The 4,043-nt window shown below is 33.9% G+C and carries 3 protein-coding genes; 2 read left to right on the top strand and 1 reads right to left on the bottom strand.

Annotation, left to right across the window (positions count from 1 at the left end; all coding sequences use genetic code 11):
- Positions 1–537: carbamoyl-phosphate synthase domain-containing protein (locus tag ACJML3_RS02995; protein ID WP_406020480.1), on the bottom strand; the 537-nt coding region annotated here is incomplete at its 3' end.
- Between the two features lie 365 nt (positions 538–902).
- Here ACJML3_RS02995 and ACJML3_RS02990 point away from each other — a divergent pair.
- On the top strand, positions 903–2,654 hold the full coding sequence (locus tag ACJML3_RS02990; protein WP_406020478.1) for an autotransporter assembly complex family protein: 1,752 nt from the start codon (positions 903–905) through the stop codon (positions 2,652–2,654).
- Position 2,655: 1 nt separating this feature from the next.
- The coding region (locus ACJML3_RS02985) for a hypothetical protein (RefSeq protein WP_406020475.1) at positions 2,656–4,043 on the top strand (1,388 nt) is incomplete at its 3' end.

Raw genomic sequence — 4,043 nt, 5'->3', positions numbered from 1 at the left:
ACCTAATTCCCAAGTACCTTCAGTCCAGTCATAAACCTTATCTGTGGTTACTTCTTTTGCAAGGTCCATACCTTTTAGACCTGGGAATGAACGAGCCAGCTCTAAAGCTTTTTCTTCTGTCATGTTAGGATCGGTTGACAGACAGCCGTTCTGGGCACCTTTTTCTCTAAGAATTCTAGTAAGCATACGGGTATCAATTCCATAGATACCTGGCTTCTTGTTCTCTGATAGGTAGTCACTTAGGTTCCGTGTATTTCGGAAGTTTGATGCAACTAGTGATAAGTCTCTGATAATAAGACCCATAGCAAAAACATCACGAGATTCTACGTCCTCATCGTTTGTACCATAATTACCAATATGTGGATAAGTTAAGGTTACGATTTGTCCAGCGTATGAAGGATCGGTTAGAATTTCCTGATAACCGGTCATAGAAGTGTTGAATACGACCTCACCAACAGTTGTTGTATTCTCAGCACCAAAGGCTTTACCTTTGAAAACTGTACCGTCGGCTAGTGCAAGAATTGCGGATGCGACCACAAAGACCCCCAAAAATAGTTATTGAGACACCAAGTGACGCAGATCACATTTAAATCATTAATTTAAAGTTGTAATCATAGTCTGCAATATTTTAGACTAAAAGGTTTTTTTTTCAAGCAGAAAATTTGATCAAATGCACTTGACACGTTGACATAAAAGTGAATGAAAAGGTTATTTTTTTTGAGAATATTTGCTAATAATTTTGTTAAAGACAATGATTTATACACTTATTTTGTAAGACATACTGTATAATAAAAAAGAATAATTAGAAATAATAAAAACGAATAAAGTTTTTTTTCATGACAAAAATAAGGTATAAACAAATCTTAAATTTCACAAAGCTTTGTACAAGGAAGAATCTGTACATGCTTTGTCTGCCTATTTTTGTTCTTTGTGCCTGTTCATCAGATGGCAAACCTCAAATAATTTCATCATTTGATGATCCTGTAACTTTTTCTCTTACAGGTGTCGATAGGAATGATGTAAAAACAAATATCATTCTTTATCTGAATGACCTACCGTCAATTTCAAAGAAAAGAGCAAGGCTTTACAGCAGAGAAATAATCGACAAGATACAGCAAGCTTCACATGCATACGGCTATTATCATACAAAAGTTGAGCTTGAATATCCTAATAAGGATGATCAAAAGGATTTACAGGTTAAGGTAAAAGTAGATCTTGGAAAGCCTCTTTTTGTAAGAAACTGTGATATTTCTGTAATCGGCGATGGAGCCGATTATCAGTCTTTTTCAAAAATTATTAAAAACAGTGGAATAAGATCATACTCAATTCTTGACCATGGAAAATACAAAAAATTAAAAGAGGATCTGAAAAGCAGAGCATTAGAATTAGGTCTTTTTGATGCTAAATTCACTATAAGCCGCATTATTGTTTATGAAGAGCAGAATGTAGCGGACATAGAGGTTCTATTCGATACAGGCTCACGATATATGTTCGGCGCTCTTGAGGCTAATGATGAAACAAAAGAACTGATGAAACCTTCTATATCTCTTTTTAAGATGTATGAAGGAACTAATTATTCATCAAGAGCTATAAATGAATATATATCATCAATGTCTCAGACAAACTTCTACGAGTCCATTGATGTCAGAGCTCTTGCAGAGAAAAAAAGCGACAACAAGGTTCCTCTTTATGTTGATTTGCAAAGACAACCAAACAATCTTTTCAGAGTTGGTGCAGGTTTTTCAACAGATGAGAATATCAGAGGTATTCTTGGATGGGATAAACCACTTATTAATGAAAAAGGTCATTCATTTAGCTCCTTTATCAGAGCATCTGCTGTAAAAATCGATGCTCAGGCTGTTTATAAGATCCCAAGAAAAGATCCTAATCTTGATTACTACTATATAAAACTAGCTCAGACACATACGGATTATAATGATACTCTATCAGATCTGAGTCATGCATCTGTTCATTATGTTGCATACAAGACTGGCTCTATCAGACGTGATTATTATCTGTCTGCAGAATATGAAGATTATAGACAGGGTATTGATAAGGATAATGTTGTAAGTGTGATGCCTGGAATTTTACTTTCAAAAAGAAGCTCTACTGGTGGTCTTGTCCCTAAAGCTGGTTTCTCAATTTCTCTTGATACCAAATTCAGCCAAAAAATAATTTCAGATTATAATTTTGTGCACTCAGAGCTGAATATTAAAGGAGTTTTTTCCTTATTTGATTCAAGAAACAGAATTCTGTACAGATTTACTCAGGGCGGTAATTTTGGCTCTGATGCAATAAAAGCGCCTGCATCTTTAAGATTCTTTGTAGGTGGAGATCAGAGTTTAAGAGGTTTTAGCTATAAATCACAGTCAAATCGTGAAGGAGAGCTGCTTTCTGGCTCTAGATATATCACATCTGGCTCTGTAGAGTATAATTTTCCAATACCATTTGAAAATATGTTAGGTGCTGTATTCCTTGATAGTGCCGTATATACAAATGATTATAAGGAGATTAAGCCACTGTATGGTCCTGGTATCGGCCTTCGCTACACAACTTCATATGGTGTACTCAAAGTTGATGTTGCATATGGCATTGATAACCACAGAAAAGAAAATAATCTGAAACTGCATTTAACATTTGGTCCTGAGTTCTAGCATGAAAAGAAAAGTATCTAAATTTTTTAAAATCTTCTCGCTAGTCTTGTTTTTAGGCATCATTTGCTTTAGCAGTGCCTTTTACTATTTCTTTGCTACTACAGATGGTCTTAAATTTCTTATCAATAAAGCGAACAGTTTTTTTTCAGACTCAATAAAAATCAGTGCAAATATTGAATCAGGATCAGTTTTAAAGGGATTTAAAACTGATTCATATTGTGAGTTTTTAGTAAAGGATATTGTAAGTATAAGGGCTGATAAGCTCGATCTTCAGTATGATGCCTGGACCATTCTTTCAAGAAATGCACTTATTGTTGATAGGATAAAGGCTTTAAAGCTTGAAGTTGAATTGTATGATTTTGAATCAGAAGATACAGAAAGTACAGAAAATATACGAGTAAACTTTCCATTTAGTATTCATGTTAATCAAATTGAACTAAAAGATTTTGCATATCTGTCAAGTGTCGTTGATGTTCTTGTTCCTGATGCTAATCTTAGAGCAGGCGCTGAATCTAACTATGCTGTTGTTACTAAAGGTGAAATAAATAATCCTACAGTACATTTAAAGTATGAGTCTAAAGATAATAAAAAGGAAAACGTAAAAAAGAAACTTCCTGAGATCCTTACATTTGATAATGGAAACGGAGCAATCGAAAAGATTTATGATATCGATCTTCCATTAGATGCAGAGCTTAAGAACCTCAAACTTAATCATGCCCGCTATTATATGGACGGATATGATACAGGTTATTTTGATGCCACTGTAAATTCTGTATTCTCTCATTCCCTGCTTAATGTTCGTAATATTTCTATAAAGCATCCTTTAGGAGAATTTTCTGTAAAGGGAACAATGGATTTTATAGATTATTACAACATGGATTTTAATATATCAGGCTTCGGAAAAGATTGTGATCTTACAAAAGAGAAATATTTTGGAGTTCTCAACGGATTAAGTGGTAAAGCCAGAATAGTAGGAGATCTTACAAATCTGTTTTTATATGCAGGATTAAATAGAGATAAGGATCTTCTTGTTAAGGCAAGAATTAATACTTTATCAGATGAAATGCCATTTGAACTTCGTGTAACCTCTGATAAGTTCTCATATCCTATCTTCAATAATGTACCAAAAACAGAGCCTGAGAATATTTCATCATCTTTAGAAAAACTGATTGCATCTTTTAGTAATGATGAGCATAACTTGAAGAAAGGTTTAGACGGTAAAAAAGAAGAGAAAAAGGAAAAGCGTACTAAAAAAGAGCGTTTTGAAATAGATGATCTTTTCTTAAATGTCAAAGGTGCAATATACACCTCCCTTAAGGTGGATTCATATTTTACCTATTCAGGACTTGGTTTTGAAAAAGTAAAAGTAACGTTAAATGGCGACATGAA

This window comes from Succinivibrio sp., from assembly GCF_045124615.1.
GTDB classification, from domain to species: Bacteria; Pseudomonadota; Gammaproteobacteria; order Enterobacterales; family Succinivibrionaceae; genus Succinivibrio; species Succinivibrio faecicola.
This window is presented reverse-complemented; position numbering and strand designations above follow the sequence as displayed.

Bases quoted from the DNA above. Each gene is read 5' to 3' on its own strand.
- ACJML3_RS02990 (WP_406020478.1), top strand. From the start codon at position 903: ATGCTTTGTCTGCCTATTTTTGTTCTTTGTGCCTGTTCATCAGATGGC.